The sequence below is a fragment of the Nocardia pneumoniae NBRC 100136 genome, assembly GCF_000308755.1.
Lineage (GTDB): Bacteria > Actinomycetota > Actinomycetes > Mycobacteriales > Mycobacteriaceae > Nocardia > Nocardia pneumoniae.
The window spans coordinates 71,189-97,680 of record NZ_BAGF01000069.1 but is presented as its reverse complement, the minus strand read 5'-3'; the positions used below and the strand labels follow the sequence as shown (position 1 = coordinate 97,680).

At 67.3% G+C, this 26,492-nt stretch carries 23 protein-coding genes; 12 read left to right on the top strand and 11 right to left on the bottom strand.

The window, feature by feature from the left end; genetic code table 11:
• Window positions 1-19: 19 nt before the first annotated feature.
• From ON34_RS22035 to ON34_RS22020, 4 genes are all read right to left on the bottom strand, one after another.
• Complete coding sequence (locus ON34_RS22035; RefSeq protein ID WP_040782375.1) at window positions 20-562, bottom strand: methylated-DNA--[protein]-cysteine S-methyltransferase; 543 nt, start codon at window positions 560-562, stop codon at window positions 20-22.
• Window positions 559-2,181 carry a DNA-3-methyladenine glycosylase 2 family protein gene (locus ON34_RS35595; protein ID WP_051022964.1) on the bottom strand — a complete coding sequence of 541 codons (1,623 nt, stop codon included), beginning with the start codon at window positions 2,179-2,181 and terminating at the stop codon, window positions 559-561. Before ON34_RS35595 ends, ON34_RS22035 begins: the two co-directional genes overlap by 4 nt.
• A 171-nt stretch (window positions 2,182-2,352) precedes the next feature.
• On the bottom strand, window positions 2,353-2,556 hold the full coding sequence (locus ON34_RS22025) for a YbdD/YjiX family protein (protein WP_040782437.1): 204 nt from the start codon (window positions 2,554-2,556) through the stop codon (window positions 2,353-2,355).
• A gap of 53 nt (window positions 2,557-2,609) precedes the next feature.
• Window positions 2,610-4,868: a carbon starvation CstA family protein gene (locus ON34_RS22020; RefSeq protein WP_040782372.1), complete on the bottom strand. Its 2,259-nt coding sequence runs from the start codon at window positions 4,866-4,868 to the stop codon at window positions 2,610-2,612.
• Between the two features lie 204 nt (window positions 4,869-5,072).
• Between ON34_RS22020 and ON34_RS22015 the strand changes: the two genes are divergently transcribed.
• The 3 genes from ON34_RS22015 to ON34_RS22005 are packed head-to-tail and all read left to right on the top strand — an operon-like array spanning window position 5,073 to window position 8,208.
• The gene (locus ON34_RS22015) at window positions 5,073-6,386 is read left to right on the top strand and encodes an ABC transporter substrate-binding protein (protein WP_040782434.1); all 1,314 of its coding nucleotides are present in this window, start codon (window positions 5,073-5,075) and stop codon (window positions 6,384-6,386) included.
• 44 nt (window positions 6,387-6,430) lie between these two features.
• Window positions 6,431-7,306 carry a carbohydrate ABC transporter permease gene (locus ON34_RS22010; protein ID WP_040782369.1) on the top strand — a complete coding sequence of 292 codons (876 nt, stop codon included), beginning with the start codon at window positions 6,431-6,433 and terminating at the stop codon, window positions 7,304-7,306.
• Complete coding sequence (locus ON34_RS22005; protein WP_083889620.1) at window positions 7,303-8,208, top strand: carbohydrate ABC transporter permease; 906 nt, start codon at window positions 7,303-7,305, stop codon at window positions 8,206-8,208. The genes ON34_RS22010 and ON34_RS22005 overlap by 4 nt, the downstream gene beginning before the upstream one ends.
• Before the next feature lie 82 nt (window positions 8,209-8,290).
• Here ON34_RS22005 and ON34_RS22000 read toward each other — a convergent pair whose 3' ends face one another.
• The 3 genes from ON34_RS22000 to ON34_RS21990 are packed head-to-tail and all read right to left on the bottom strand — an operon-like array spanning window position 8,291 to window position 9,904.
• Window positions 8,291-8,713: a VOC family protein gene (locus tag ON34_RS22000; protein WP_051022963.1), complete on the bottom strand. Its 423-nt coding sequence runs from the start codon at window positions 8,711-8,713 to the stop codon at window positions 8,291-8,293.
• Between the two features lie 11 nt (window positions 8,714-8,724).
• Complete coding sequence (locus tag ON34_RS21995; protein ID WP_040782366.1) at window positions 8,725-9,561, bottom strand: AraC family transcriptional regulator; 837 nt, start codon at window positions 9,559-9,561, stop codon at window positions 8,725-8,727.
• Between the two features lie 46 nt (window positions 9,562-9,607).
• Window positions 9,608-9,904 (bottom strand): NAD(P)H-binding protein, encoded by a 297-nt coding sequence (locus tag ON34_RS21990; protein ID WP_083889619.1) that lies wholly within the window; start codon window positions 9,902-9,904, stop codon window positions 9,608-9,610.
• Between the two features lie 250 nt (window positions 9,905-10,154).
• On the opposite strand from ON34_RS21990, the gene ON34_RS21985 reads away from it, so the two are divergent.
• Together ON34_RS21985 and ychF are read left to right on the top strand one after the other, a co-directional pair.
• The gene (locus ON34_RS21985; RefSeq protein WP_040782363.1) at window positions 10,155-11,078 is read left to right on the top strand and encodes a quinone oxidoreductase family protein; all 924 of its coding nucleotides are present in this window, start codon (window positions 10,155-10,157) and stop codon (window positions 11,076-11,078) included.
• A 119-nt stretch (window positions 11,079-11,197) separates the two neighbouring features.
• Window positions 11,198-12,277 (top strand): redox-regulated ATPase YchF, encoded by a 1,080-nt coding sequence (gene ychF, locus ON34_RS21980; protein WP_040782360.1) that lies wholly within the window; start codon window positions 11,198-11,200, stop codon window positions 12,275-12,277.
• A 38-nt stretch (window positions 12,278-12,315) separates the two neighbouring features.
• Here the strand turns inward: ychF and ON34_RS21975 are convergent, their stop codons facing one another.
• Window positions 12,316-13,470 (bottom strand): transcription termination factor Rho, short form, encoded by a 1,155-nt coding sequence (locus ON34_RS21975; protein WP_051022961.1) that lies wholly within the window; start codon window positions 13,468-13,470, stop codon window positions 12,316-12,318.
• A 525-nt stretch (window positions 13,471-13,995) separates the two neighbouring features.
• Between ON34_RS21975 and ON34_RS21970 the strand changes: the two genes are divergently transcribed.
• A complete protein-coding gene (locus ON34_RS21970) occupies window positions 13,996-14,523 on the top strand; it encodes a DUF6508 domain-containing protein (protein WP_040782356.1) in 528 nt (175 codons plus the stop codon).
• 88 nt (window positions 14,524-14,611) lie between these two features.
• Here ON34_RS21970 and rox read toward each other — a convergent pair whose 3' ends face one another.
• Window positions 14,612-16,039: a rifampin monooxygenase gene (gene rox, locus ON34_RS21965; RefSeq protein WP_040782354.1), complete on the bottom strand. Its 1,428-nt coding sequence runs from the start codon at window positions 16,037-16,039 to the stop codon at window positions 14,612-14,614.
• 550 nt (window positions 16,040-16,589) lie between these two features.
• Here rox and ON34_RS21960 point away from each other — a divergent pair.
• Entirely contained in the window at window positions 16,590-17,318 is a 729-nt protein-coding gene (locus ON34_RS21960) for a Rossmann-fold NAD(P)-binding domain-containing protein (RefSeq protein WP_245548133.1), read from the top strand.
• Window positions 17,319-17,667: 349 nt separating this feature from the next.
• Window positions 17,668-19,362 (top strand): hypothetical protein, encoded by a 1,695-nt coding sequence (locus tag ON34_RS33720; protein ID WP_051022960.1) that lies wholly within the window; start codon window positions 17,668-17,670, stop codon window positions 19,360-19,362.
• Window positions 19,363-19,427: 65 nt separating this feature from the next.
• Here ON34_RS33720 and ON34_RS38590 read toward each other — a convergent pair whose 3' ends face one another.
• Complete coding sequence (locus ON34_RS38590; RefSeq protein WP_083889617.1) at window positions 19,428-19,817, bottom strand: DUF3237 family protein; 390 nt, start codon at window positions 19,815-19,817, stop codon at window positions 19,428-19,430.
• Window positions 19,818-19,852: 35 nt separating this feature from the next.
• Here ON34_RS38590 and ON34_RS21950 point away from each other — a divergent pair, with 35 nt between their 5' ends.
• The 4 genes from ON34_RS21950 (at window position 19,853) to ON34_RS21935 (ending at window position 26,098) form a co-directional block, all read left to right on the top strand.
• Window positions 19,853-21,247, top strand: coding sequence for an ATP-binding protein (locus ON34_RS21950; protein ID WP_040782352.1), 1,395 nt, complete (start codon window positions 19,853-19,855; stop codon window positions 21,245-21,247).
• A gap of 19 nt (window positions 21,248-21,266) precedes the next feature.
• Complete coding sequence (locus ON34_RS21945; protein ID WP_174372062.1) at window positions 21,267-23,219, top strand: VWA domain-containing protein; 1,953 nt, start codon at window positions 21,267-21,269, stop codon at window positions 23,217-23,219.
• A gap of 65 nt (window positions 23,220-23,284) precedes the next feature.
• Window positions 23,285-23,623, top strand: a complete 339-nt coding sequence (locus ON34_RS21940; RefSeq protein WP_040782350.1) for a hypothetical protein — start codon at window positions 23,285-23,287, stop codon at window positions 23,621-23,623.
• A gap of 330 nt (window positions 23,624-23,953) precedes the next feature.
• Window positions 23,954-26,098, top strand: a complete 2,145-nt coding sequence (locus tag ON34_RS21935) for a leucine-rich repeat domain-containing protein (RefSeq protein WP_051022958.1) — start codon at window positions 23,954-23,956, stop codon at window positions 26,096-26,098.
• Between the two features lie 183 nt (window positions 26,099-26,281).
• Here the strand turns inward: ON34_RS21935 and ON34_RS34825 are convergent, their stop codons facing one another.
• Entirely contained in the window at window positions 26,282-26,488 is a 207-nt protein-coding gene (locus tag ON34_RS34825; protein WP_083889616.1) for a transposase, read from the bottom strand.
• Between the last annotated feature and the right edge of the window lie 4 nt (window positions 26,489-26,492).

Genomic DNA, 26,492 nt, shown 5'->3' with positions numbered 1-26,492 from the left:
TGGTCCGGGGCGAGGATGCTCACCCTTCGTGGTCGAGTAGCCAGCGCTTCACCGGCAACCCCCAGCGGAATCCGCCGAGCGCGCCGCCGATGCGCAGGATTCGATGGCAGGGCACGAACAGGGCGGCGGCGTTGCGGGCGCATGCGTTGGCGGCGGCGCGCGTGGCGTCGGGACGGCCGGAGCGGGAGGCGAACTCGGTGTAGGTGAGCGGGCTGCCCGCGGGGACCTTGCGCAGCACCTCCCAGGCGTGCACCAGGAACTCCCCGGACCGCTGGCGAACCGGAATCGGGTCTATCGCCGTGAGGTCGCCCTCGTGATAGGCGATTACGGCGCTGGTCACCTCGCCCAGCGAATCGCGGTGCCGTAGCTGGTCGGGGCGCAGCGTGGGATGGATCAAGCCGCGCAGGTTCTCCGCGTCGGAAGTCCAGCCGGAGGCCAAGACCGCGCCCTCCGCGTCGACGAGCGCGGTGAACGGCCCGAGCGGGGTGTCGGTAGTCGCGAAATCCGCGGTACCGGTGACCTTTCCGGCGACTGGGGAGGAAACGGCGATGCTGGCGTTCATGATTCGACACTGCCTTTCGTGGTGGCGAGCGCGTGGACTTTGGTAGACGTGGCGCGGTCGGTCAGGGCCGCTTTCCAGAGGTGCATCGACAGGTATGACCGCCACGGCGCCCAGCGCGCGGTATCCGTCAGATCGATGCCCAGTGCGGTCGCGCCTTGGCGGACGACCAGATCGGTGCTCAGCAGGACGTCCGGATCGGCGAGCAGGCGCATGGTCACGTAGTCGGCCGTCCACGGCCCGACGCCGTCCAGCGCCAGCAGATCCCGGCGCAGGTCGGCGGCGGTACGTCCCTGGTGCAGCAGCAGCTCACCCGCGGCCAGCGCCTCCGCGGCAGCGACGATGGAGCGAATCCGCCGCGCCGGGCCGGTCAAGACTTCGGCGCCGCGCTCGGCGATCACCTCCGGTGCCGGGAACAGCAGCGGAATCGGACCGTCGACTCGCTCGCCGAGCGCCTCGACCAGCCGCGCGGTGTGCGTGGCCGCGGCGGCGACCGAGATCTGCTGCCCGATCATGGTGCGCAGCAACAGTTCCGCACCGTCCAGGCAGCCGGGTACCCGGATACCCGGCGTGAACGACGGGTGTATCGCGCCGAACCGGTCGGCCTCGGGCATCGCCTCGGCATCCGGCGGCGAGCCCGCACCGGCATCCGGCAAATACTCGGTGTGGTGCTCCGACAGCCGTTCCAGGGACGGCCCTGGCGCCCCTGGCCCGACGCCGAGCGCCTCATCGATCCCGACCGGATCGGCGTCCAGATCCAGCAGATGCCGCAGCCGCGCCACCGTCGGCGCCAGATCGCGCATGTCGTGCAGGGACAACTCGGCCCGCACGTGGTCGCGCTGGAAACTCAGCCGCACCGTGGCGTGCCCGTGTGGCGTGCGCAGATTCCGCGTGTAGGCGCCGCTGTCCCACAGCTCCATGCCGGGCACGACGTGCGCGGACAGGAACCACTCCAGCCACGCGCGGTCCAGCGGCTCCCGATAGGGCAGCCGCAGTGTGAGCGAGCCGTTGGCGGGAGGTGCCGCACGACCGGGCGCGTCGGATCTCGCGCGCTGGGCCTCGGTCCGCATGGTGGTGGGGCTGACCGCGAACACCTCGCGCACCGTGTCGTTGAACTGGCGAATGGAGGCGAACCCCGCCGCGAACGCGATATCGGACATGGGCATCGTGGTGGTCTGGATCAGCAGCCGCGCGGTGTGCGCCCGATGCGCACGGGCCAGTGCCAGTGGTCCCGCGCCGAGCTCGGTGGTCAGCACCCGGGTGAGTTGCCGCTGCGAGTAGCCGAGCGTGGCGGCCAGCGCCGGCACCCCACCCCGTTCGATGACGCCGTCACCGATCAGCCGCATCGCCCGCGCGGCCAGATCCGCCCTGGTGTTCCACAGCGGTGAACCCGGCGCGGCGTCCGGCAGACAGCGGCGGCAGGCCCGATAGCCCGCCTGCTGCGCCGCGGCGGCGGTCGGCAGGAACGACACGTTGGCCCGCTTCGGGGTGATCGCCGGACACGAAGGGCGGCAATAGATTCCAGTGGTTCGCACCGCGGTGAAGAATTGACCGTCGAATCGCGAGTCTCGGGTCGACACCGCCCGATAGCACCGTTCGAAGTCCAATGCCGTGATCGTCACGCCAACCACAATGTCAGCTACGGCGGACCCGTGCTAGCGGAAATCCGCCATCAATGCAGGGTGCTGTCGCCACCTCGCACAAGCGTCATGACATCGCACCATTGATACGTGGTGCGCAGTAGTGCGAAGCACCAAAACGACATGCGGCGGCGCGCACCGAAAAAAATTCGCTCAGCAGCAGCGGTTGGCCGGGTTGCGATCCGCCTCGGCATGGCGCTGCCGCCAGTACTCCCGCTCGGTCGGAATCGCGCAGTCCGGATGCCTGCGACGCAGGTGCTCGACGTAGCGCTGGTAGTCCCGCCCGCCCAGGATCGAGTTGAACCACCAGATCCCGGCGCGAACGCCGTTCCCGCAGGCGCGGGCCGTGGCGCGCAGCCGGGCGCCGACCAGTCGCGCGGACCGGTCGGCACCCGTGGCGGCGGAATTACTCATTGCGCGTGCACGTGCGCCGCGCCGGGCGCGCGCACCTGTCCGGTCGCGATCAGCTCGTCCCACTGCTTCTGGACTTCCCGCTCCGCCGCGGTGGCGACGAATCCGCTGGGCGCGAAGATCTTCGACGGCTCCTCCGGAGTCTCGGTGGTCGTCGTCTCGCTGGAGCGCCAGGCGCGGAAGGCGACCACCGCGCCGACCACCGCGACGATCAGCACCAGCGCCGCGAACACGATCGACAACGTGCCCTGGATGAAGGTGTTGCGCACGATCGCGTTCATGTCGTCGGGGGTCTTCGCGGTCAGGCACAGTTTCCCGGCCTCCTGTGCCGCCTGGCAGATGCTGTGCTGCTTCCAGTAACCCAGCTTCGGATCCGCGGAGAAGATCTTCTGCCAGGACGCGGTCATGGTCACCGCGAGGTCCCAGGCCAGCGGAATACCAGGAACCCAGGCCCATTTGGCCAGGCCCTTCTTCACCAGAATCACCAGCACCACGGTCAACGCCATCGCCGCGAGCAGCTGGTTGGCGATGCCGAACAGCGGGAACAGCGTGTTGATGCCGCCCAGCGGATCGGTGACGCCCATCAGCAGGATCGACCCCCACGCGCCGACCACGACCGCCGAGCACAGCCACGCCCCGACCCGCCAGGACGGATCACGGAACTTCTCGGCCGCGCCGCCGAAATTGCCGAGGGCGTCCGACAGCATGAACCGCGCCACCCGGGTCCCCGCGTCGATCGTGGTGAGGATGAACAGCGCCTCGAACATGATCGCGAAGTGGTACCAGAACGACTTCATGCTCGCGCCGCCGAGGAACTGGTGGAACACCTCGGAGATGCCGACCGCCAGCGTCGGCGCGCCGCCCGTGCGGGAGATGATGGTCGTCTCGCCGACGTCGCTCGCGGCCTGGCTCAGCTCCGCGGGCGTCACGGCGGGACCGCTGAGGCCGAGGCTGTTGGTGTAGGCCGCGGCCTTCTCCGCGGTGCCGCCGGTGAGCCCGACCGGCGCGTTCATCGCGAAGTACAGGTGCTGGTCGATGATCGAGGCGGTGATGATGGCCATCACCGCGACGAACGACTCCATCAGCATGCCGCCGTAGCCGATCATGCGCGCGTGCGATTCCTTCTCCAGCAGCTTCGGCGTGGTTCCAGAGGAGACCAGCGCGTGGAAACCGCTGAGCGCGCCGCATGCGATGGTGATGAACAGGAACGGGAACAGCGAGCCCGCGAACGCAGGACCCTTGCCCGAACCGGCGAAGCTCGACACCGCAGGGGCCTGCAACACCGGCAGCGTGACCAGGATGCCGACCGCGAGCAGGACGATCGTGCCGACCTTCATGAAGGTGGACAGATAATCCCGCGGCGCCAGCAGCAACCACACCGGAAGCACCGACGCGAAGAAGCCGTAGGCGATCAGCAGCCAGGAGATGGTCACCGGCGACAGCGTGAACCAGTCCGCGCCCCAGTCGGTTTCCGACACCCAGCCGCCGCCCACGATGGCCAGCAGCAGCAGACCGAACCCGATCGCGGACACCTCGCCGACCTTGCCCGGCCGCAGGAACCGCAGGTAGACACCCATGAACAGCGCGATCGGGATGGTCATGCCGATCGAGAAGACGCCCCACGGGCTGTGCGCGAGGGCGTTCACCACCACCAGCGCGAGCACAGCGAGCAGGATCATCATGATCACGAGAATGCCGACGATGGCCGCCCAGCCGCCGATCACGCCCAACTCGTCGCGCGCCATCTGACCGAGGCTGCGGCCGCGCCGCTTCATCGAGATCCACAGCACCAGGTAGTCCTGCACCGCCCCGGCCAGCACCACGCCGACCACGATCCAGATGGTCCCGGGCAGGTAGCCCATCTGCGCGGCCAGCACCGGACCCACCAGCGGACCCGCGCCCGCGATGGCGGCGAAGTGGTGCCCGTAGAGCACCCGCCGGTCCATCGGCATGTAGTCCTTGCCGTTCTCCAGGATTTCGGCGGGCGTGGCCAGGTCGTCGCGCGGCTTGGTGATCTTGCGTTCGATGAACCTGGCGTAGAACCGATACGCGATGATGTACGTGCTCACCGCGGCGATCACGATCCACACCGCGTTGACCGATTCGCCACGTGAGATGGCGAGTACCGCCCAGGCTATGGCGCCCAGTACGGCGATCCCGGCGAAGATCAATTTCTTGCCTGGCGTGATCGGGGACTTGTCGACCACGCCGACGGGCGGCAGATCGGGATCGGTCCGCAGATATTCGATTGTCGCCATCTGCCTACTCTCCTGTAAAACGCGCAGGATCTTGCTGAAACACGTGACAACGTATCCGATCGATGATCACCGTCGTGCCGATTCCGGCCGCCAGGCGAGCAGCGTGAAATATTGTTCATGTGTCAGCCGTCACCTTGTGATAGCCGAACGTATGCTGCCATGCGGTTCGAAGAAGGTCCACATCCGCCCTGGAGGAGGGCTGTGTTGCCTGCCGATACCGTCGCCCGGGTCCGTCGCCGGACGCTGCTCGGGTCGGCGCTGGCCGCCCCGCTGCTGGCGACCGGCGGCTGCGGCTCCGATGACGACGCGCTGACGTTCTTCTTCCAGGCCAGGCCGGAAGAGGCGCGGGTGCGGCTGAAGATCATCGACGAGTTCCGGAAGCGACATCCCGGCATCCGGATTCGCACCATCATGTCGGGTCCCGACCCGATGCAGCAGATGCTCACCTATTGCGCGGGCGGCAAGTGCCCGGACGTGCTGATGGCCTGGGAGCTGCTGTATTCCGGCTTGGCCGATCGCGGTGTGCTGCTGGATCTGAACACGCTGCTGGAGCGCGATCCGCAGTACGCTGCCCAGTTGCGCGTCGACAGCTACCCGGCACTCTACGACACCTTCAACTACGCCGGTGGTCAGTACGCCCTGCCCGAGCAATGGTCGGGGGTATTCCTCTACTACAACCGCGAATTGTTCGCCGACGCGGGAATCACGCCGCCCGCTCGCTGGCGGGAAGCCTGGTCGTTCGACGAGTTCCTCGCCGCCGCCAGCGCTTTGACCGAGCGCGATTCGTCGGGGCGGACCCGGTGGGGCTTCGCCGACGCCTGGGTGCCCTACTTCTCAGCAGCCTGCTTCGGCATGAACAACGGCGCCGAATGGTTCACCCCGTCGGTGAATCCGACCAGGACCAATATCGGTGATCCGCGTTTCGCCGAAGGATTCCAGTTCTACGCCGACCTCGCGGTGCGCCACCGCGTGGCGCCGAAAGCCGCCGATACGCTGTCGGTTTCGGCGCCGGACCTGTTCCGGAGGGGGCGGGCGGCCATGGCGTTGGGCGGGCATTGGCTGTACTCCGAATTCGCCGGGCACGATGATCTCGCCATCGACGTCACGGTACTGCCCGCAGGTCCGCGCGGCGGTCCGGGCGCGATCACCGACGTCGGCAGCACCGGACTGTCCATTGCGTCGGATAGTCCGCGCATCGAACAGGCTTGGGAATTCGTCAAATTCGCGACCGGGCCGGTGGGACAGGAGATCATCGCCGCGTCCGGCCTGTTCGTTCCGGTGCTGAAGTCCGCCATGAGTTCGCCGGGGTTCGCCGCCGCGCACCGCGAGATCCGGAATCTCGAGGTGTTCACCGACGGCCCGGCCAACTCGCGGCCCCTGCCGGTGACACCTGTCTGGGGCAAGGTTTCCGCATTGCTCGAGCGGGGCTCCAACCGCGTCCTGCGCGGTGCCGCCACCGCCGATTCCTTGAACGGCCGGTTCGCCTCCGACGTCGACGCTCTCCTGGCGGCGCGATGAGCCGAGCGCAGCGATCGCAAACCACGAGCAAAGCACCATCTCGCTTGGCGCGGCGGCGGGAACGGGCTGGTTGGGCATTCGTCGCGCCCAATGTGGGAGCCGTAGCGGTTTTCCTGTTGTTCCCCTTGGGGTTTTCGCTCTATCTGAGTTTCCATTCGTGGGACTTGTTCGGCCCCATGCGGTTCGTCGGCCTGGGAAACTATCGGAGGCTGTTCGGATCCGATCCGCTGTTTCTCATCGCGGTGCGCAACACGGCTGTTTTCACGGTGCTCACTTTGGTCCCCACCGTGGTGATCGGACTCGCGGTCGCCGCGGTGCTGAACCGAAAGCTGGCCGGTATCGGCATCTTCCGGACGATAGCGTTCCTGCCGTTGGTCGCTTCCGCCGTCGCCATGGCGGTGGTGTGGCGGTTCTTGTTCACCGATGACGGTCTGCTGAACGTCGCGGTCGGCTGGTTCGGCATCGACGCGGTGCCGTGGCTGACCGACCCGGACTGGGCGCTGGTGTCGCTGAGCATCGTCACCGTGTGGAAGAGCGTGCCGTTCGCGACGGTCGTCCTGCTCGCCGCCATGCAGGGCGTGCCGGAGACACTCTACGAAGCCGCGAAGATCGACGGCGCCGGAGCGCTGCGGCGGTTCTCCGCCATCACCTTGCCGCTGATCCGAGGGCCGTTGTCGTTCGTCTTCATCATCACGATCATCAATTCGGTGCAGGCCTTCGATCAGGCGTACGCGCTGACCGGCGGTAACGGCGGTCCGGAGACCGGCACCTATCTGCTGGGGATCATGCTGTTCCAGAACGCGTTCGGCTTCTACGAGGTGGGCTACGCCTCCGCGCTCGCCTGGGTGATTTTCGCGATGCTGTTTCTGCTGACCCTGCTGCAATTGCGGATGGCCCGGCGGGCGGAGGTCGAGCAATGAACGCTGTCGAGGTGGTGCGGCGCGCGCTCCCGGTGCGGTGCGGCGCGGTTGTCGCGCGCGGCCGGGCCGAGCGGGCGATCGTGCGGCGGGTGGTCCGGGGTGCCGCCGTGTACGCCGCGCTGGTCGGCGTCGCGTGGTGTGCGCTGCTGCCGATCCTGTGGGCGGTGTCCGGGTCGCTGAAGTGCGACGGTGAGATCGCCGACGCCGCGTTGCTTCCGGAGCGGCCGCAGTGGTCCAACTACGGGAAGGTTTTCCAGCTGCTGCCGCTTGGGCGAATGCTGCTCAACACCACGGTCTACGCGCTGTGCGTCACGGCGGGGCAGGTCTTCTTCTGCTCGCTGGCCGGTTATGCGTTCGCGCGCTTGCGTTTTCGCGGTCGGGACATGTTGTTCCTGGCCTACCTCGCCACGCTGATGGTGCCGCTGACCGTGACGGTGATTCCCCAGTTCCTGCTGATGCGCGCGTTCGGCTGGGTGGACACCCCGTGGGCGATGATCGTGCCCGGCCTCTTCGGCAGCGCGTTCGGCACCTATCTGATGCGCCAGTTCTTCCGCACACTGCCGACGGAACTGGAAGAGGCCGCCATCCTCGACGGCTGCACCACCTGGCAGGTCTATTGGCGGGTCCTGCTCCCGCACACCCGTCCGGCCCTCATGGTGCTCGCCGTGCTCACCTGGATCACCGTGTGGAACGACTTCCTCTGGCCGTTGGTGATGATCCAGCGCGAGGACGTCGCCACGGCGACACTGGGCCTGATCCGGCTGCAAGGCCAGTACCACACCCAGTGGCCGATCCTCATGGCCGCCGCGGTCGTCATCCTGCTTCCGCTGCTGGTGATCTACGCGATCGCCCAGCGCGCGTTCATCCGCGGCATCGCGATGTCGGGACTCGGCGGCCGTTGAGAGGCTGCCTCGACTTCGCTCGGCCCGGCGCACAAGCGGCTGCCTCGAGCCTTCGATCGGCCCGGAGCGGGCCGAGCGAAGGCTATGCCCCCCAGTAGGTGCCGAAGCTCCAGAGGTTGCCCTCCGGGTCGCGGACGGTGAAACCGCGGGAGCCGTAATCTTCGTCGCGCAGGCCGCGGACCACCTCGGCGCCCGCGGCGGTGGCGCGGTCGAACAGGGCGTCCGGGTCGTCGCAGACCAGGTAGACGGAGTCGGTGCCGGGCGGGCGGGTGCCGAAGGGGCTGTCGTCCTTGCCCGCCGAGCCGAACATGATGCCGCCGCCCAGCGGCCAGCGCAGTTCGGCGTGTTCGACGATGGAGGGGTCGTCCTCGCGGGTGTAGCGCGCGGTCTGCTGGAATCCGAACGCCTCGACGAGGAACGTTTCCATCGCGGCGGCGTCGCGGAAGGTGAGGGTGGGCCAGACGGCGGTGCGGGTGCCGGTTTCGGTTGTTATCGGGTTCGTCATGCCCCTCATCGTCATCCGGCGGCCTCGTCGGAGGCTTGGACGGATGGAACCTCCTCGGCCAGCCAGGCCGTCGGGCTGGTCCCCGCCAGGTCGGCGAAGTCGCGATCGAGATGGGCTTGGTCGTAGTAGCCGCAGGCGGCCGCCACCTGGGCGATCGTGATGAAGGATGGGGTGTGCGCGAGCATCCGGCGTGCCCGCTCGAAACGGGTGATCCGGGCCGCCAGTTTCGGACTCAACCCGAATTCTCGACTGAACCGGCGGGTGAGATGCTGCCTGCTCCACCCGATCTCCTCGGCCAGCGGGCCGACCGCGATCCCGCCGCCGGAACGGACCACCGCGCGCCATGCCCAAGTGAGCTCGGGACCGACCACGCGATCGGGATCGGCGAGGGCCGACAGCACGCTGTCGCAGGCGGCGAAGCGTTCCGGCCAGGTCGGCGCGTGCTGCAACCGCTCCCACAGCTGCACGCCCACCGGCCCCACCACGTCGGCGAATTCGACCGACGTATCCCACAGCGCGGCGGCGGGCATGCCGAACAGTGTTCGACAGCCCAGCGGCGTCAACGCCACGGCCACCCCCTCCTGGTAGCCGTCGTGTGCGATCAGCGCGGTGCTCGCCTGCAGACCGCTGAGCACGCACCGGTAGTTCTGCGGGGACTGACGCGGATCGGTCTGCTCGACGACATCAATGGTGGGGCCGATGGCCACGATGAAAGTCATATGCCGCGAAGGCAACCCGCGATGGATCGACGCGGCGAACCCGGACATGCGGTAGCCGAGATAGCGGTCGATGAACGCCGCGAGCATGGGTGCCGGACGCGCCGTCACCACCTCCGTGGTCGGCTCCATATGGTCACGCTACTGTCGCAACGTCGGCTCCGTGAAGCTCGCGCGATCAGTTCGCGACATTGACATGTTTGTGGATCGCTGCCTGGTCGGCAGTCAGGTCGAGCAGACAGGTGGCCAGGTCGTCGCGGGTGATGCGGATGCCGAACAGTACGTTGCGCTCGACCGCCGTGCGGTATGAGCCCTTCGCCGCGTTGTCGGTGAGCTGCGGCGCGCGGACGATCGTCCAGTCGAGTGCCGAATCGCGAACCGCCTGCTCCGCGGCGGCCATATCGGCCGAGCTGTGCCGCAGGACGGCATTGACGTGATCGCCGCCGCGTCTTTGCTCGACGGGACCTGCTTCCATCCGGCGTTTCTTCGCTACTACCAGTACGGTCCGGACGCCGAACCGGCATCGGACGAACTCGCTCGCGGTTTGTGCCGGACTCTGGTTCGCGGCCTGGGCCAGTCGTGCTGACGGTGCGCCGACCCGATTCGCAGGATTTGTGGGCAACCTCTCAGCCGATGGCAAGAGACGGTGAGATGCAGCACTACAGCGTGTAGTTGAGTGCGGTCGAGCGTTACCGTTGCCCCTTCTAACGATTTCTGGAGGTGCGATGCGGCGGGTGCAATACGAGTGCAGCGGTGGTCCCGAGGTGCTCGAGCTCGTCTCGGTCGAGGTCCCGACGCCAGGGCCGGGCGAGCTCCTGGTCCGCGTCGAGGCGGTCGGGGTGACCCTGCCGGTGGTGCGGAAGGTGCGCGAGCAGCGGGAACCGATCCCGCTGGGCGGGGAGATCGCCGGTGAGGTGGTCGCGGTAGGCGACGGCGTCGACGGGTATGCGCCCGGCTACCGCGTGACCGGCCTGGTGTTCGGCCACGGCTACGCCGACTACGCGCTGCTCTCGGCGGCCATGGCCTCGCCGATCCCCGACGGAGCCTCCGCTGTCGATGCCGTCGCCTTGGTGCGCAGCGGGCTGGTGGCGCTCGGTGCGCTCGACGCGGCGTCACCCAAGGAAGGGGAGTCCGCGCTGATCACCGCCGCCGCGAGCGGCGTCGGCCACCTCGCGCTCCAACTGGCGCGGGTGCGCGGCGCGGCGCGCGTGGTCGGCGCGGTGTCGGATCTCGCCAAGGCGGAGTTCGTGCAGAAGCTCGGCGCCGACGACGTGGTCGGGTACGGCCAGGAGTCCTGGGGCGCGCCCGTCGACTACGTCCTCGATGCCGTCGGCGGCGACCTGCTCACGCCCGCGATCGCCGCCCTGGCTCCCGGTGGACGTCTGGTCGCCTACAGCTCCGGCGGCGGCACCATCCAGGCATACGACCTGCTCATCGGCGCGAAATCGGTGGTCGGCTTCCAGATGGGCCGCATCGCCCGGGAACGCCCCGACACCTACGACCACTGGCGCCAAGAGCTGTGGCAATACTTCGCCTCCGGCCAGCTACGCCCCGCCATCCACGCCGAATACCCCCTCGAAGACGCCGCCGAAGCCCACACCGCCATCGAAACCCGCGCCAACCTCGGCAAAGTAGTCCTAACCCCCTAACCACACCCCGCGAGTGGCACATGGTTGCGGTGAAGTCCGAGAAGACCCCTCCACCATGTGCCACTCTCGGGGGAGTTGACGGGGAGGGGGGTTCGCGTGCCGCGTAGACTCTGTTCCTCGTGAGTCTCACCCTCGGAATCGTCGGCCTGCCCAACGTCGGAAAGTCGACGCTGTTCAACGCGTTGACCAAGAACGACGTGCTCGCCGCGAACTACCCGTTCGCGACCATCGAGCCCAACGTCGGCGTCGTTCCGCTGCCCGACCCGCGGCTGAACAAGCTCGCCGAGATCTTCGGCTCCGAACGCATCGTGCCCGCCACCGTGTCGTTCGTCGACATCGCGGGCATCGTGAAGGGCGCCTCCGAGGGCGCGGGCCTGGGCAACAAGTTCCTCGCCAACATCCGCGAGGCCGACGCCATCTGCCAGGTGGTGCGCGTGTTCGCCGACGACGACGTGGTGCACGTCGACGGCCGCGTCGACCCCTCCGCCGATATCGAGGTGATCGAGACCGAACTCATCCTCGCCGACCTGCAGACCTTGGAGAAGGCGGTCGTCCGCCTGGAGAAGGAAGCCAAGGTCAAGAAGGACCGCAAACCGGTCGCCGACGCCGCCAAGGCCGCCCAGGAGATCCTCAACAACGGCACCACCCTGTTCGCCGCGAGCGACAAGGTGGACACCGAACTCCTCAAAGAGCTCTCCCTGCTCACCACCAAGCCGTTCCTCTACGTCTTCAACGCCGACGAATCGGTCCTCACCGACGAAGCGAAGGTCGCCGAGCTGAAAGCGTCCGTCGCTCCGGCCGATTCGGTATTCCTCGACGCCAAGGTGGAAGCCGAACTCCTCGAACTCGACGACGAATCCGCCCTCGAACTCCTCGAATCCATCGGCCAAACCGAACCCGGCCTGCACGCCCTCGCCCGAGCGGGCTTCCACACCCTCGGCCTCCAGACCTACCTCACCGCAGGCCCGAAAGAGGCCCGCGCCTGGACGATCCATCAGGGCGACACCGCCCCCAAGGCAGCCGGTGTCATCCACACCGACTTCGAACGCGGCTTCATCAAGGCCGAGATCGTCGCCTACAACGACTTGGTCGAAGCCGGCTCCATGGCCGCCGCCAAGGCCGCAGGCAAGGTCCGCATGGAGGGCAAGGACTACGTCATGGCCGACGGCGACGTCGTCGAGTTCCGCTTCAACGTGTAGCTGTCGACAGGGCCACTCGAAGCAGACAGGACACCGTCTCAGCCTGCGGTGCGGATCTGGGTCAGGAATTCGGAGTTGGTTTCGGTCTGTCCGAGGCCGGTCAGCAGCAGTCCCAGCGCTTGATGCGGGTCGCGGCCCGAGAGCGTCTTTCGCAGGGAGTGAGTGGCGGTTAGCTCATCGGTGGACAGCAGCAGTTCCTCTTTGCGTGTGCTCGAGCGGGTGATGTCGATCGCGGGGAACCTGCGGCGGTCGGCGAGTTGCCGATCGAGCTTCAGTTCGGCGTTTCCGGTTCCCTTGTACTCCTCGAAGATGACGGTATCGGCGAGCGAACCGGTCTCGACCAGGGCAGTGGCGATGATGGTGAGGGAGCCGCCGTTCTCGATATTGCGAGCGGCGCCGAGGAATTTCTTCGGTGGCGCGAGTGCCCCGGCGTCGACGCCACCGGAGAGGATGCGGCCGGACCCGGCGGCCGCCAGGTTGTAGGCGCGGGCCAGCCGGGTCAGCGAGTCCAGCAGCACGACGACGTCGTGGCCCGCTTCGACGCGGCGTTTGGCGTGTTCGATGGCCAATTCGGCGAGCGCGATGTGTTCGAGGGCCGGTTGGTCGAAGGTCGCGGCGGCGACCTCGGCCGGCACCGCGCGGGACAGGTCGGTGACCTCTTCCGGGCGTTCCCCGACCAGTACCATCATCAGCTGGCATTCGGGATGATTCTTGGCGATGCCGTGCGCAATAGCCTGGAGCACAGACGTTTTGCCAGCCTTTGGCGGGGCGACGACCAAGGCGCGCTGTCCCTTGCCGATCGGCATGACCAGGTCGGTGGCGCGTGTGGTCAGCTCATGCTGTTCGGTCTCCAGCCGTAGACGGTCCTGCGGATAAATGGGGACCAACTCGGAGAAGTGCGGTCGTGTTCTGGCATTGCCAGGTGGCAGGCCGTTGATGCTGTCGACTCGGACCAGCGGTGCGCGTTCGGCGCCATCACGTCTGTGCCCGACTGTGCCGGTGACGGTATCGCCGCGGCGGAGTCCGTGCTCGCGTACCAAACGCGCTGGCACACGTGCGTCTCGCGGTCCGGGCAGATAGCCGTCGACGAGCAGCGAGGCGTGGTTGTGGGTGATGTCGAGGATGCCGGTGACCGACGTCGTCGGGCTCGCTCCGGCTGCGCTGTCTTGTGTGTGAATACTGTTGGCTTGCATGGTTTCTACTCCTGGGGATCAGCTCGTGGGATGCGGCCGTGAATGCCGCCTGCTTGGAATGACGCTCGCCGCACGCACCGATGTGATGTGGCTGGAATCCGTCCAGTCCGAACACGGTGCGAGTACACGGCATACGAGACCGCCGTGGTGAATGTGGACTCTTGTGGGAGGGAGTTGTCACCTACATCCACAAGATGGAGACCGCACCTACAGTAGCGACACCAGGCGCAACACGCAATAGTGCCCGGTTTTTCCGCTGGTCAATTCGATACCCCAGCCTTGGGTGAACAACTCCATCGCACGTCGCATGAATCGCTCAACCGGCGGCCGCCTCTCGTGCCGGCTAGCTCTGAATTGCCCGATCGGACCCCGATGGCGGCTGTCTGCGTAACCCGAATAGGGTTGATACTACTTGGGGCACAGTCTATTTCACATCAACCTAGAGGAAGAACCGTGGCCGGATCGTGGAAGAGGTTGCTCGGCAGAAGCTCCGGACATGTTCCACCCGGCTACACCGAGGACGAGATGGCCCGAATCAAGGCTCAGCTCGACGAATTCAACCGCAAGCTGCGGCAATCCGAGGCCGAACTACGGGCTGACCCCTATCATCCCGACCCGAGCGACAATCCCGCCATCGAATCCGCCCTCCGCGCCGCACGGCCGGAAGCATGGCACCGGCTGTGGTCCGCCGTCGACGAAGTCCGCACCGAGGACGCGGAGTCCCAGGCCAGTTGGCGGTTCGAGAACCCCGACGGCTCCTTGGCGTTGCCGTATGCCGACTACAGCGATGCGATCCGTCGAATGATCGAGAGCCTGCATGGCGTAGATGCGATCGTGAGTTTCCCTTGGATGAAATGGGACTTCAAGAGCGTTTACCCGGGTGGTCAGGGCCTGGATACCGCCCCGGTCGCCGATGCCGCCCGCGTGCTCACCGCCGTGGTCCGTGGCGAGCGCTTCTGCGATGGCGCAATCCTGGCGGCATTGGGCGACGGCACCCTGTTATCCGCTCTGCAACGGCTGCGCACCTGGTACGAGCAGCAAGCGAACCGTTGATCAGCGCGATCAGCTGGATGGGCGACCACCGGGACATGGGGCGGCGGGGTGCGGTACCGCACCCCGCCGCGTTAGCCCACCCACGAAATCAGCCGACAGCGGCGCCGAACCACTGAGGCAGCTGGTCGAGGAGATCCTGCTGATCGTCACCGACCCACGCCACGTGGCCGTCCGGCCGCAGCAGGACGGCGGGCGCGTCCAGTTCCTCGCTGACGTCGACGACGTGGTCGACCCGGTCCGCCCAGCCCGCCACCGAGAGCAGGCCGGTCTGGTCGAGCAGCAGTCCGCGGCCGCCGTGCATCAGCTCGTAGAGCCGCCCACGCTTCAGCCCCACGTCCCGCATCCGTCGGCCGAGCAGGTCATGCCCCGCGCCGAAGTCGTAGCGGACACTGATCGCGGTGATCTTCTCGATCAGGTACCGGTTCACCTCCTCGAAGTCCATCAGTTCCGACACCAACCGGCGCACTGCCAGGGCGCCCGGCTCGAGGGACATCAGCTGCATCTGCGCGCGGGTGTTGTTCAGCACATCGGCGGCTACCGGGTGCCGTTCGGTGTGGTAGCTGTCCAGCAATCCCTCCGGAGCCCAGCCGTTGACCTCGGCGGCCAGTTTCCAGCCCAGGTTGAACGCGTCCTGCACCCCGAGGTTGAGCCCCTGCCCGCCGGTCGGCGGGTGGATGTGCGCCGCGTCACCGGCCAGCAGCACCCGGCCGACCCGGTAGCGCTCGGCCTGCCGGGTGGCGTCGCCGAAGCGGGACAGCCAGCGCGGTGAGTGCACGCCGAAGTCGGTGCCGGCGATCGCCCGCAGCTGCTGCTTGAACTCCTCGAGTGTGGGCGGAACCGCGCGGTCCTGGGCCACCCCTTCGGCGGGCACGACGACGCGGTACACCCCCTCCCCGAAGGGCGCGAGCCCGAACCGCTTCTGGGTCTTGCGGACTTCGGCCACCACCGCAGTCAGCGTGTCCGGTGGCACGTCCACCTCCATCTCGCCCAGCAGCGTCTCGACCCTGGAGGGCTCGCCGGGAAAGCCGACGCCGAGCAGCTTTCGCACCGTGCTGCGGCCGCCGTCGCAGCCAACGAGGTAGCGCGAGCGCAACCGCGTACCGTCGGCCAGCTCAGCGGTCACCCCGTGGTCGTCCTGGCTCAGCCCGACCAGCTCGCAGCCGCGCCGGATCTCGGCGCCGACCTCGATGGCGCGCTCGGCCAGCAGGCGATCGGTGGTGGTCTGCGGTATGCCGAGGACATAGGGATGCGCGGTGTCCAGCCGGTCGGGCGAGGGTGTCTCGATACCGGCGAAGAAACCACCGAGCGGGTACTGCTTGCCGTGCTCGAGGAACCGCTCCAGCAGACCGCGCTGGGCCATCACCTCGATGCTGCGCACATGCAGACCGAGCGCGCGGACAAACCCCGTCGGCTCCGCCTGCCTCTCCAGCACGAGCACCCGCACGCCGTGCAGCCGCAACTCGCTGGCCAGCATCAAGCCGGTCGGTCCACCGCCGGCAACGATTACGTCGAACATGAACCGCCCATTCCTGAGGTTGATTGTCGGCCAGCCGCTCCGCACAGTTCGGCGGCGCATACCCGCGATCAGGAATCCTGATTTCCGCAGGTTCTGGCCTCGGCCGGACATTCTGCGCCACGACCGGGGTCTTGCCGCAAGACCCCCGGTGCGCTATATGTTGAAAGTGGGAGGGAGTCTTCTTGCCTTTGGCGTCCGGTGTGGACGACCAACTCCTCCCTAAGCGGTGATGCACCACGCACGGCGATGGCAAGGGCGCAAACAGACCCCTCGAGTCTTCGGATGCCGCCGCGGAACGCGGAGATTACTCGGCTATTCCGCTTTGTCGGCCTGAACGCCGTCGAGAGTGCTGCCGCACTTCCAGATTCGGCCCCCGCCAAGTACTGCTCGCACCAGAAGCGTAGCGCCGGTGGATATCGCTTGACCTCAATGTTCGTTGAGGTCATAGCGTCGTCGCCGGAAGGGAGTTCACTGTGACGATATTGGTAACGGGCGCAACGGGAAACACCGGAAGGCACGTGGTGGCCGAGCTGCTGCGGAGGGGCGATCGGTGCGTGCGCTGACCCGCGATCCACAGCGTGCCGCGGCTCTGCTGCCCGCGGGCGCGGAGTTGGTAGCGGGCACTCACACCGAGCCGGGCACACTCGATGCCGCGCTGGACGGTGCTACCGGGCTGCACATCACCGTGACCGCAGGTGTGGCCGAGACCGGACCCGAGTTGGTCCGCAGGGCGGTGTCTGCAGGAGTCGAGCGCATCACCATCCTGTGGGGCGGGCACGTCGGTCCCGCGGAAACCGCGGTGGCGGAATCGGGTGTGGCCTGGACCAGGCTAGAGCCGCAGGAGTTCATGTCCAACGCACTCACCTGGGTCGACTCGATCCGAGCCGAGGCTGTGGTGCGTGAGCCTTTCGACTTCCCCAGCGCGGTTGTGCACGAGGCCGATCTCGGCGCGGTGGCCGCGACCGCCCTGACCGAGGACGGGCATGCGGGCCGGGCCTACAACCTCAACGGACCTCAGGCGCTGACCACGAGCGAGCGCGTCGCGATGGTCGCCGACGCGATCGGGCGGGACCTCGCCTTCGAACAGATCGGCTATGCGCAGGCCATCGAGCGGCTACAGCAGAAGGGAGTATCGCGGACCGATGCGGAGTACGTCGTCGGCTGGTACGCCGATCCACCGGAGGCAGCGCGGACTCCCGATGGCACCCTCGAGCGGATACTCGGTCGACCCGCCCGCACTTTCGCTGAATGGGTAACCGAACACAAGGATCGTTTCTGAGCGTCTGAGCGATCTGCTTCGTGGCTGCTGGGCTCGGCCGACCAGCGTTTCGCTGGTGGTGTCAGGCCCAGCGCGCCGATTTCGAAGCTGTCGTGGGAATTATCGATCCAGGCCTGCAACTGCCGCTGGCCCGACGATGAGGCGTCCGGAGCTGCCGTGTCACGGACATCCGGCTCGGTGGACGAACAGCGAGTCGATTGCTCGTCGGGTCGAACGGTTTTCGATGACGAGTTATCTTTTCGGTCTCGGCCGAGGCGGTCGTCGCGTTCGACGCCAGAGACGTGGACGGCCGGAGCTGCTCTGGCGCGCTGCGTCTGGAACACTCGATCGTCGGAAAGGTTCTTTGCTGATGCTCCGTCGTTTCACGACCCAAGCGCCCGATGTGGCGCAGCCTGTGGATGATCTGGTGGCCGGTGCTCTGCCGGACCGGGTGCAGATCGCGCATGAGCGGTTGGCGCACCAGGACGATCCGGCACTGCTGGAAGCATTGTCCGAGCGCGAGCTCGCCGCGGCGCGCGAGTTGGCCGAGCTCGTGCGTGACTATGAGCGCCATGAACAGCGTGCGCGTATCCAGGCGGCCGCCGATGCCGCGGAGCGGGTGCGGCGCACGGCGGCCGAGCTGGCCGAACGCGAGGCCGCCGACCTGCTGCGCGCCGCGCAGGCGATCGGGGAGCAGCGGCACAGCAGCAGTCCGCACGCGAAAGTCGCTCGTCTGCACCAGCGCAAGCCTCGTGTGCTGGGGCTGCTCGCCGGTGTGGTCGGGTTCTCCATGCTGTTCTCCGCGGTCACGGTGCAGCAGAACATCGCACCCACCGGCGGCGCGACCAATCCGATGTTCTGGCTGTCCTACGGCCTGGAAGCACTGATCAGCGCGGTACTCGTCGCGCTGATGTTGTCCACCGCCGATACTGCCGAGTGGGGTGTGATCGACCGGCTGTGGCAGGTCTACACCGTCGAGGGCGTCCTGCTGACAGCGAGCATCGCGCTGAACACGTTCCCCTACTTCCGGGTAGGTGACCTGGCCGGCATCGGGATCCATATGATCGCGCCGATCATGATCGGCGTCGCGCTCGTCACCCACCGGCTCATCGCCGAGCGATATGGGCGGGCGATCGAGCAGGCGACCGCGGCCGTACCCGACCATGAAGATCTCCAAGAGCGGCTGGCGGCGCTGACCCAGGTCGGCGGAGCCGCCAACCAAATCCTGCCGAGCATTCTCACGCCTACGTCCGCTAGCCGCGCTGGCGAGCAGCCTGCCGGTGGTACCGGGCAGCCTGACGTCGCGGGGCACCCGGCTCCACCAGCACAGCCTCCCACTGCCGTTGCCGACCACGAACGAAACACCGCGGAGCAACCCACCGTCCAGGCCGAAAACGCGGCGGCCGCCGCTCCCCCCGCACCCGAGTTCACTGAGCTGTGGCTGGCCACAACACCGCTCCCGGCGGCCGAACCGCCGCACGCGGCGGCCCCGAGCGGTTCGCAAGCCTCGGCCGACGGCGGTACGGATGAGGCTGAGCTGGATGCGCGGTTGGCGGCGGCGGTGCGAAAAACACTGCACCGGATCCGGATCAGCGAGCAGGTGGAGCCCGTGCCCGCCGAGAACCTGAGGGAGCCCGCGCCTGCCGAGCACCCGGCCGTGCCTGTGTACGCCGAGCACTCGGCGTCGCCCGTGCCCGCCGAGCACTCGGCGTCGCCCGTGCCCGCCGAGCACCCGCCGTTACCCATGCCCGCCGAGCACTCGGCGGAGCGTGCCCCCGTTGTGCCGCATGATCGGACTGTCTCTGATTCCGCTGAGACGGAAGACGAGCATGTCGCCGGTGTGGAGACAGCCGTGCCGCACCGTGAATCGATCCCGCGCGACGCGTGGGAGTCGATTACCACGCGTGCCGCCGAGAACCGCGCACCGAGCGCGGCCGACGATCGCGCGGCCCGCCTGGAACAGGACGCACTGATCGCGGCTGGACCGATCGCGCACGAAAACGGCGACGCCCTCGCCGCGACCGCACCGCGCGTGGCCGACGAGCCCGAGCTCACTGCTCGGTAGCTCAACCAGCTTCCGAAGGCCCGTGTGCGGGTGATCCGCTTCGGATCGCTCGCCGCGAGTCGCCGCTACAGCACCTGCTCGACGTGGTAGGCGACGCCACCGTCCACCACGTATCCCGAACCGACGCAGACGCTGTCGTTGAGCCAGGAGTACCGGCTCGAACCGGTTTCGAACAGCGGGGTCGTCCGGAAGTAGTAGCGCGACGGGTCGACCTGGGATTCTTCGCAATGGCCAGGGCTTGGGCCAGTGCGAACATGCGCCGACGTTCCATGGAGCGTCCTTCCGATCGACCCACTGTTATCTAAGCATACGTCCGACCGTATTATGAACAAGGTGGCCGCGGGCGTCGAATCACATGGCTCCGGGTGCTGTCCTGGTCGTCCGGACAAGGCGAAGCTGCTCAGAGCCGGGCTGTCAACATTTTTTCGGGCATGTTTCCTCGAGAAGTTCCACATCGACCTGATCGCCGAATGCACGTAGCGTCGAATTCGTGAAAGTTCCCGCACACCTGCCCACGACCGCGGGCGAGCTGCGCTCGGCCGGTTATCTGCCGCGTGGGGTGAAGACCGAGATTCGCGAGAACCTGCTGGCGCTCTTGGGTTCCGGCGGCGAGCCGTGGCCCGGCATCGTCGGCTTCGACCGGACCGTGGTGCCGCAGTTGGAGCGCGCTTTGCTGGCCGGGCACGATGTCGTGCTGCTGGGGGAGCGCGGTCAGGGCAAGACCCGGCTGCTGCGCACGCTGGTCGGCCTGCTCGACGAGTGGACGCCGGTGATCGCGGGCGCCGAACTCGGCGAGCACCCGCTCGAGCCGATCAGCCCGCAAGGGCGTCGGCTGGCGGCCGAGTTGGGCGACGACCTACCCGTCGCGTGGCGGCACCGGTCGGAGCGGTATGCGGAGAAGCTCGCGACACCGGACACGTCCGTCGGTGACCTGATCGGTGACGTCGACCCGGTCAAAGTGGCCGAGGGACGCAGTCTCGGCGATCCGGAGACCATCCATTTCGGGCTCGTGCCGCGCGCCCATCGCGGCATAGTCGCGATCAACGAGCTGCCCGACCTCGCCGAACGCATCCAGGTCGCGCTGCTGAACGTGATGGAGGAACGCGATATCCAGGTCCGGGGCTACACCCTGCGCCTGCCGCTGGACGTGCTGCTCGTCGCGACCGCCAACCCGGAGGACTACACCAACCGCGGCCGGATCATCACGCCGCTGAAGGACCGGTTCGGCGCGGAGATTCGCACCCACTATCCACTCAGCGTGGAGGCCGAGGTGGCCCTCGTGCGTCAAGAGGCCGACCTGGTGGCCGAGGTGGGGGATCCACTGATCGAGGTGCTGGCCAGGTTCGTGCGGCAACTGCGCGAATCGTCCGCGATCGACCAGCGGTCCGGAGTGTCCGCGCGGTTCGCGGTCGCCGCGGCCGAGACGGTGGCCGCCGCCGCGCTGCGCAGATCCGCGGTGACCGGCGAGCGACCCGCCGTCGCCCGTCCCGTCGACTTGGAATCGGTGCCCGCGGTGTTGCGCGGCAAGCTGGAGTTCGAGTCCGGCGAAGAGGGCCGGGAGCAGGAACATCTCACGCATCTGCTGCGTCGCTCGTTCGCCGAGACCGCGCGGGCGCTGCTCGGCGGACTGAATCTGCGGCCGTTGGCCGAGGCGGTCGGCGACGGTCACCTGGTCACCACCGGTGAACGCGTGCCCGGCGAGGAGGTCCTGTCCGCGTTGCCCGAGCTACCCGTCCTGCACGAGGTCGCAGGCCGGCTCGGCGTCGCAGCCACCGATCCGCCGCCGCGCATCGCCTCGGCCGTCGAATTCGCTTTGGAGGCCCTGTATCTGGCCCGCCAGATCGCCAAGGACTCCGACGACGGCATGGCGGTGTACGGGCGATGACCACTCCCAGCGAGGCATCGTGACCTCCGCCGATCGCTACTCCTACGGGCCCTATCACGACGGGCCCGATCCGCTGGCGCCTCCGCTGGATCTGCGCGAGGCGCTGGACCGGATCGGACGCGACGTGATGGAGGGCAGTTCGCCGCGCAGCGCATTGCAGGAGCTGTTGCGGCGCGGCACCAGCACGATGCCCGGGCTGGAGGAACTGACCCGCCGGGTGTGGCAGCGCCGGTCGGAGATCTCCCGGCGGCACCGGCTGGACGGAACGTTGCAGCAGGTCCGCGAATTGCTGAACGAGGCATTGGACGCCGAGCGCGGCGCCCTGTTCCCCGATCCATCCGATGACGCCAGGTTCGCCGAAGCCCAGCTGGACGCATTGCCGTCCAGCACGGCCGCCGCCGTCAACGAACTCGCCGACTACCCATGGCGATCGGAAACCGGCCGGGAGAACTACCAGAAGATCCGCGACCTGCTCGGCAGGGAACTGCTGGAATCCCGTTTCCAGGGCATGAAGCAGGCGCTGCGGAACACCACGCCCGAGGACGTCGAGCGGGTCGGACGCATGATGGCCGACCTCAACGACCTGCTCGCGGCCCATGCGCGAGGCGAGAACACCGAGCGGCGGTTCGCCGATTTCATGGCCGAGCACGGCGACTTCTTCCCCGAGAACCCGCGCGACACCGAGGAACTGATCGACGCGCTCGCCGCCCGCGCCGCCGCCGCGCAACGCATGATGAACTCGATGTCCGAGCAGCAGCGGGCGGAGCTGACCGAGCTGATCGGCCAGGCGTTCGGCGACCCGAGGATCGCCGAGCAGGTCGCCGCGCTGGACGCGAATCTGCGGGCGTTGCGTCCAGGGGAGGACTGGGTCTCCGGGCGGCGGTTCCGCGGCGAGGACCCGTTGGGGCTCGGTGCGGGCGCGCAGGCCCTGCAGGACCTCGCCGAACTGGACGCGCTCGCCGAGCAGCTCGCCCAGTCCTACCCCGGTGCCAGGTTGGAAGACATCGACCTGGACGCCTTGGCCCGTCATCTCGGCGACGAGGCAAGGGTGGACGCGGGCCGACTCGCCGAGCTGGAGCGGGAACTGCGCGGGCAAGGTCTGTTCGAACGCGCGCAAGACGGCTCGCTCCGATTGACGCCCAAGGCTTTACGACGACTCGGCGAGGTGGCGCTGCGAGATGTCGTCGGGCGGTTGCGGTCTCGGCGCGGCGAGCGGGACACGGCCTTGGCCGGTGCGGCCGGTGAGCCGACCGGTGCGGCGCGAGCGTGGCGCTTCGGCGACACCGAACCGTGGGACGTGCCGAGGACCGTGCGCAACGCCGTGCTGCGCTCGGCGTCGGCGGGCAGTCGCCGAGTGGCGCTGGACGTTTCCGACGTGGAGATCATGGAAACCGAGCAGCGATCGAGGGCGGCGGTGGCGCTGTGCGTCGACACGTCCTGGTCGATGGTGCAGGACGGCAGATGGGTGCCGATGAAGCGCACCGCCCTCGCCCTGCACCACTTGATCGGCACCCGGTTTCGTTCCGACGCGCTGAGCGTGATCACGTTCGGCCGGTATGCCACGACGGTCGACATCGGGGAACTGACCGCGCTGGAAGGGGTGTGGGAGCAAGGCACCAATCTGCACCACGCACTGCTGCTCGCCGCGGCGCACCTGCGCAGGCATCCGGACGCCGTGCCCGTCGTGCTCGTCGTCACCGACGGCGAGCCCACGGCCCATCTGGAGCCGGACGGCGAGGCGTACTTCAACTGGCCGCCCGAGTCGCGCACCCTGGCCGCGACGATGGCCCAGGTCGACGCCTTGGCCAAACTGGGCGCGTCGGTAACGGTGTTCATGCTCGGCGACAACCAGAGGCTGGCCGCGTTCGTCGACCTGATGGCCCGCCGCAGCGGCGGCCGCGTCGTCGCACCGGACCTCGACGGTTTGGGCGCCGCCGTGGTGAGCGACTACTTGCGCGGCAGACGCGGCTGACGGACCTCGCAAGGGATTACGGCCAGATGCCGGACGGCGTTGCCCGTTGCCTCTACACTCGTCGCGTGTCTGTTCGTCGGCTCGTCGCTGTGTCCCTGTTCATCTTGTCGGCCGCGCTCGGGGCGGCCTGCACGGCGGAAGGGCAGGGCACGAAGACCGACTGCGCGGTGAGTGGTTGCACGGTCACGTTCGCCCGCGGTGTGGACGCCAAAGCCAGCATCCTGGGCATCGAGGCGAAACTCGTGGCGGTGAACGGCAATCTGGTCACGCTATCGGTGGGCGGTCAGGAGGTCACCGTTCCGGTCGGGGAAACCCAGTCCGCGGAGGGGCGCACCGTTACGGTGCAGGAAGTCAGCAACGACAAGGTCGTGGTCAAACTTTCCACCGGCATCACGGGCGGCTGACGGCCTGCGCTCGTTTACGGGCCTCTGTCCTGCACCGACTCCATGCCAGCTGGGATCATTTGGCCGTTCGGAGGGAAGGGTCTGCTGCGGTGGACCGCGACTACGCTGTGTTTCACAAGTGGGCGCGGAACTCGACCGGCCGAATGCCACATGGGAGTAGCTCGTCTTCAGGGGAAGATCGATTGCCTGGCGGTCGAGCGCTGAGTCACCCTGGCGGTATGCCCAGAAGACTTTTCGAGCGTCCAGCAGATCCCGCAGACCGGATATTGGTGTTCTGGTATCCGCGGTGGTGTTGGGCACCGAAACCGAGGCTGTTGGTAGGTTTCGATTGTGATCGATTTCGAGATCGAGCGGCTGCTGGACGGCCCGCCAAGCAAACTCGCCTTTCGATCGTTGTGCGCGACGCTGGGCATGGCGGACTACCCCGACGATCTCGTCTCGTTGTGCGACGATCGACTCGCCTCGTGGCCGGACGCCGTGCGGGAGGCGCCGGCGTCGTGGCTGCGCGAGCTCGATGCCGACTTCACGAAGCCGACGTGGTCGCTGGTCCGGTCATTAACCGTGCGGTCGGAGGGCCTCGGCATGCTCGATCCGGTCCTGCCCGATCCGCGCTCCCATCCGGAGGTGCGCGGCGTGACGCATCTCGATATCAGCTGGAACGCATTCGATTATCGCTGGGACGCGTTCGATTCTCTCAATGCGTTGGTCGACGGATTCGACCTCTGGGAGAATCTGCGGACACTTCGGCTCAACATCGACGACCGGGATTCACTGGCCGAAATCGCGAACCACGATGCTCTCGCCCGAATCGAGTCGTTGACCCTGCGGGAACTTCGAGGCCATGTGGGGGATTCGGACAACCCATCATTCCGGCCCCCTGCCGGGCAGCCATTGCGTTTGCGGCACGCCGAAATGCGGGCACCGCATCTGATTCACCTGATCCATGCGGGCCTTGTGCCGGACCTGCGCTCGGCCGAGGTGACGGTCACCAATCCCGCGGAGGCGCGAGCACTCGCCGACTGCGCCGCCCTCGCCCAACTCGACCGGCTGGGAATCCGATTCTGCAGTAGCCAGAACAGGGAGGGGCCGTGGCCCATACTGCACTGCGACAACATTGTCGACGAAGACGACGACGCTTGCGAGACCTTCTTCACACACGCCGACCTCGCGAACCTTCGCAGCCTGGCAATACTGGGAACCGAACAGAATGAATACCGCGAAGGTTTGGGCACTCGCGGATCGAGCGCCATCGCTGCGAGCGGCATTCTGCAACAACTCACCGAGGTGCACCTCGAACAGTTGCCTATCGGTGACACGGGAATTGCACACTTCCTCAGCGGGATCAACAGAGACCGCATCGAGAAGCTGGTGCTCGTCGATCTTGTCGGCACAGATGCGACCGCAACGACATTCTCCGAGATAGCGGAGTTTCCGCACCTGCGCTACCTCGACCTCAGCGGTAACTATCTCAGCGAAACAGGCGCACAGCACCTGGCAACCAATGTCACGATGCCGGTACTGGAGCACCTCGACCTCAGCGGAATCAAAGGCGGTTCGCCGTATTACGGTCGCCACACGGTCCAACCGATCGGCGACAGAGGACTCATGGCGTGGGCCAGGTCGGACAATTCCACGAATCTGAAGTACCTCAACGTGGCAGCCACAGGACTGAGTGTGGACGGGCTCACGGCGCTGATGAGGTCGGAACTACTCCAGCAACTCGAGACCCTGGACCTGTCCTGGAATCCCATGGGCCGCTGGCCCGACACCATGCACACCTCGGCCGTGTGGCACACATTGCGAACCTTGAACCTCGTCGAATGCGGAATCGGCGACGACGATATCGAAGTTCTCACGGGCACGACGGCCCCCCACCTGAGCAGTGTGTCGCTGGCGTACAACAGCGTCGGGTCGCGCGGCGCGACGGCCTTGGCCTCGTGGCCGGTACTGCCACAGTTGTGGGAACTCGACCTGCACGACAACATCATCGGAGACGACGGACTGATCGCGCTGGCCACCTCCCGCGCAGCCGTCCGGCTACTCGAACTCGACCTCGAACAGGACTGCTGGAACGCCCGCAAGAGAAGCACTCGCAGCGCGCTGCCACCCGAAGTGATCGATGAGGAGTCCTTTCCCAGCCTCGACTCGATTTCTCTCGGCATCGTCGACGAATACCACGGGGCACGGTACTTCTGCGGATTTCCGACCCGCACCCTTGGCGACATCGTGTCAGCGCCCGATACCCGCCCGGAGGTCGTCACCTTTCTCACCAATCTCGAGCTGAACCAACTAGAAGATCTCGACGAGCCGATCCAGGAGGAAGACGATTCAGCGCCGGACGAAGACAATCCGGCATGGTTGACTGTGCACATCCAGAACAGAGATTTCCGAGAACGTCGCCGGGAAATTCACACGGAGAAAATCCGTGAGGCCCAGGAACGTGCGTGCCGCCTCATCGACCCTTCCGGCCCCTGACCCGCCGACAGAGATGCGCGTGGCGTAGACGTGAGGTGTCGAGCCGGGAGCGGGACGCGGGCGACTCTGCATCGACGCGTCAGTGACATCAGCCCGGATCTTCCCGGCCGCGTCGGCGAACGCCTGCAGCATCTTCCAGATCCACACCCACACTCCCGCGCGCTGCCAACGGCGAAACAGCCCCTAGACCGTCTGCCAGCACCCGTAGCGTCCGGGCACGTCCCGCCACGGAGTACCACACCGGATCCGCCACCGGATGCCGTCGATGAGCTGTCGTTTGCTCCATATCGGCGGGCGACCCGCCTTCTTCCCGCGAGGCAACAGCGGTTCCAGCCGCGCCCACTGGGCATCGGTCAGATCCGCTCGCCCCGCCACTACTACGCTGGGCACGAGG